The 2,392-nt window shown below is 63.7% G+C and carries 5 protein-coding genes; all 5 read right to left on the reverse strand.

What is annotated here, in order from left to right; all coding sequences use genetic code 11:
• Positions 1-422 (reverse strand): deoxyribodipyrimidine photo-lyase (locus tag U9R81_RS19940; RefSeq protein WP_322497153.1); only part of this gene is annotated, 422 nt, incomplete at its 3' end.
• Positions 423-1,049: 627 nt separating this feature from the next.
• Positions 1,050-1,706 (reverse strand): endonuclease/exonuclease/phosphatase family protein, encoded by a 657-nt coding sequence (locus tag U9R81_RS19945; RefSeq protein ID WP_322497154.1) that lies wholly within the window; start codon positions 1,704-1,706, stop codon positions 1,050-1,052.
• Positions 1,703-1,939: a hypothetical protein gene (locus U9R81_RS19950; protein WP_322497155.1), complete on the reverse strand. Its 237-nt coding sequence runs from the start codon at positions 1,937-1,939 to the stop codon at positions 1,703-1,705. Before U9R81_RS19950 ends, U9R81_RS19945 begins: the two co-directional genes overlap by 4 nt.
• Before the next feature lie 12 nt (positions 1,940-1,951).
• Positions 1,952-2,074, reverse strand: a complete 123-nt coding sequence (locus U9R81_RS19955) for a hypothetical protein (protein WP_322497156.1) — start codon at positions 2,072-2,074, stop codon at positions 1,952-1,954.
• Positions 2,075-2,191: 117 nt separating this feature from the next.
• Positions 2,192-2,392, reverse strand: a 201-nt coding sequence (locus U9R81_RS19960; RefSeq protein ID WP_322497157.1) for a hypothetical protein, incomplete at its 5' end; no start/stop codon positions are given.

A 2,392-nucleotide genomic window follows, 5' to 3' on the forward strand; every position in this document is an offset into this window, starting at 1 on the left:
GCCTGCCACTCCGCGCGCGACAGCAACCGGCGCACGACGCCGTTTTGCGGCAGTTCGTGGAAGGGAATGCCGCGCGCCCGCGCCCACCGCCGCACCGCCCGATCCCGCGCATAACTGAGCAGATTGCCAGTCTCTTCGTGAGACCAGATCGCCTCGATCGGCCAATCGCTCGCCAGCCGGTCGAGCACCTCCACCGCTTCACCCACTCGCACCACCAGCGGTTGACCGAGGCGGGCCAATGCCGCGCGCAACTCGTGTAAGCAGCCGCTGATGAACGTCCAATGGCGCGGCGCAAAATCCGGCGCATGGATCAGCGACGGCTCGACGATATAGAGCGGCAGTACCGGCCCGCGCCGGGCAGCGGCGCTCAGCGGCGCGTGATCGCGCAAGCGAAGATCTCGTTTGAACCAAACGAGCTGCATAACATACCGTGCTGAACCCTATCTCTTATGTATGGTACCACTATTTCACGGCTGATACCGGTGTGATGGGGAAGTGTGTTGACCGTGTCTACTGTGAAAAAAACCACATGTACTGCAGAGAACGCAGAGGACGCAGGGGAGTGATTTATCACCACCCCTCTGCGTCCTCCGCGCACCCTGCGGTAAACATCCCGCTGCGACCCCTGCACGGGTTGATGCCCTCACCCCCTGCCCCTCTCCCACTGGCGCGGGAGAGGGGAGCGCAAAGCTAAGCGTTTAGGCAGCGCCTCCTGTCATTACGAGGGGCGAAGCCCCGAAGCAATCTCCCGCTTTGGCGGGATGGGCGCCTGAGAACACCGCTCCCGTGCGCGCGTTTAGGGGGCGGACAGCACATCTAATCCAGAACCCGGCCCTTCAGGGCCGGGCTAGGGGTCCGAAGCCCGCTGCGCGGGCTGTTGGCCCTCACCCCTGCCCCTCCCCCGCTGGGGGGAGGGGTGATGGGGAGCGCTGCATGGGACTTTACGGCATCGCATAGCGATCACCGGTTGTGATCAACCCCAGATTCTGTCCACCCCTCCAACGTCCCCTGCGGTAAACATCCCGCTGCGCCCGCTGCGGTAAACACCCTCACCGCGCCACCAGCCGCGCCACGACTGGACGGTGATCCGAGAACCCATCCCACTGGCCCACCGCCGCCTCGGTACATATCAACGCTGGCGAGGTCAGAATATAGTCAATCCGCACCAACCACGCCGGCAGCGGCACACCGCGCACCGCTTGCCCGGCGCTTGGCCACGTAAACCCGGCATCAAGCCCGCACTGCGGCCAAACATCAACCAGATCACCATCGCGGAGGATGCGGTAGGCGCGGTTGTACGGCGTTGCATTCAAATCACCGGCCACAATCACCGGCTGGCGCTGCTCGCGAGCAACAGCGACGATCGCCGCCATCTGCCGCTCGCGCTCGCTAATCGCCCACGTCATCCACCCCGGCGAACCAACCGGCGGAATGGTATGGACATTGAACAAAACCACTTCGCCCAACGGCGCCGCAATCCGCAGCAGTTGCGGCGTCCCCACCCAATGCTCACCGGGCAAGCTGGTCGCCAGCGGTTGCAATGGCCAACGACTGATCACCCCCATCCCGGTCACACCGGCGCGCGGATCGAGGAGCTGGAACGGATACTTGCCCGCCAGATCGCGCTGGAGGGCAGCGGCAATCGCTGGGTTAAGCTCTTGCAGCGCAACCACATCGGCCTTGGCAGCGCGAATCGCTGCGATCACCGGTTCGGCTTGGCATTGCCGCCATAGAGGTTGTAGGTCATCACCGTGATCGCCGGTTTACTGAACTCCAGATCATCGCTGAAGCTCGGCATCCACACATCGAGCAAGATCGGCGCTCCCGGCGCGAGTAGGACCACGCTGAGCGCCACGCTCAGCCAGCGCCGCAGCTCCAGCGCCATCAGCAACGCCAGCGGCAACGGCAACAACAGGTACGGCGTAGCGACGTTGAGCAAAAAGAGCCACCATCAGCGATCGCCGAGCACCGTGCGCGCCGCCAGCCAGCCAACGAGGAAGAGCAGGTAAAGCGCGAGAGGAACGATCAGGATGAGCGACCAGCGCAGACGGAAATGGGGAGGGTGATTGAGCATAGTGGTTGTGGTGGTGATTGATGAACAGGGAGGGTAACTTTATCTCTCCCAGCTCATTATAGCAAGCGCAGTAAACTGGCGGGGTATCAGCCGTCTACCAGCGACCTGCCGTGCATCCTACCGCACCTCCACCGTATCCACCACCACCCCCAGCTCACGCCCATCCGGCGCCGGCCACGACGCAACTCGCAACTCGATGTCACGGAGCGGGGCGGTGGTTGGTGCCGGCGGCAGTTGCACAATCAGCCAGCGCCACGCCACACCGATAGTAAACGAGTGGCACCTGCCTGCACTACAGATCTGCCCCGCCACTGGCGC

Source organism: Chloroflexus sp. (assembly GCF_034435895.1).
Taxonomy (GTDB): domain Bacteria; phylum Chloroflexota; class Chloroflexia; order Chloroflexales; family Chloroflexaceae; genus Chloroflexus.

Bases quoted from the DNA above. Each gene is read 5' to 3' on its own strand.
- U9R81_RS19955 (WP_322497156.1), bottom strand. From the start codon at position 2,074: ATGCTCAATCACCCTCCCCATTTCCGTCTGCGCTGGTCGCTCATCCTG.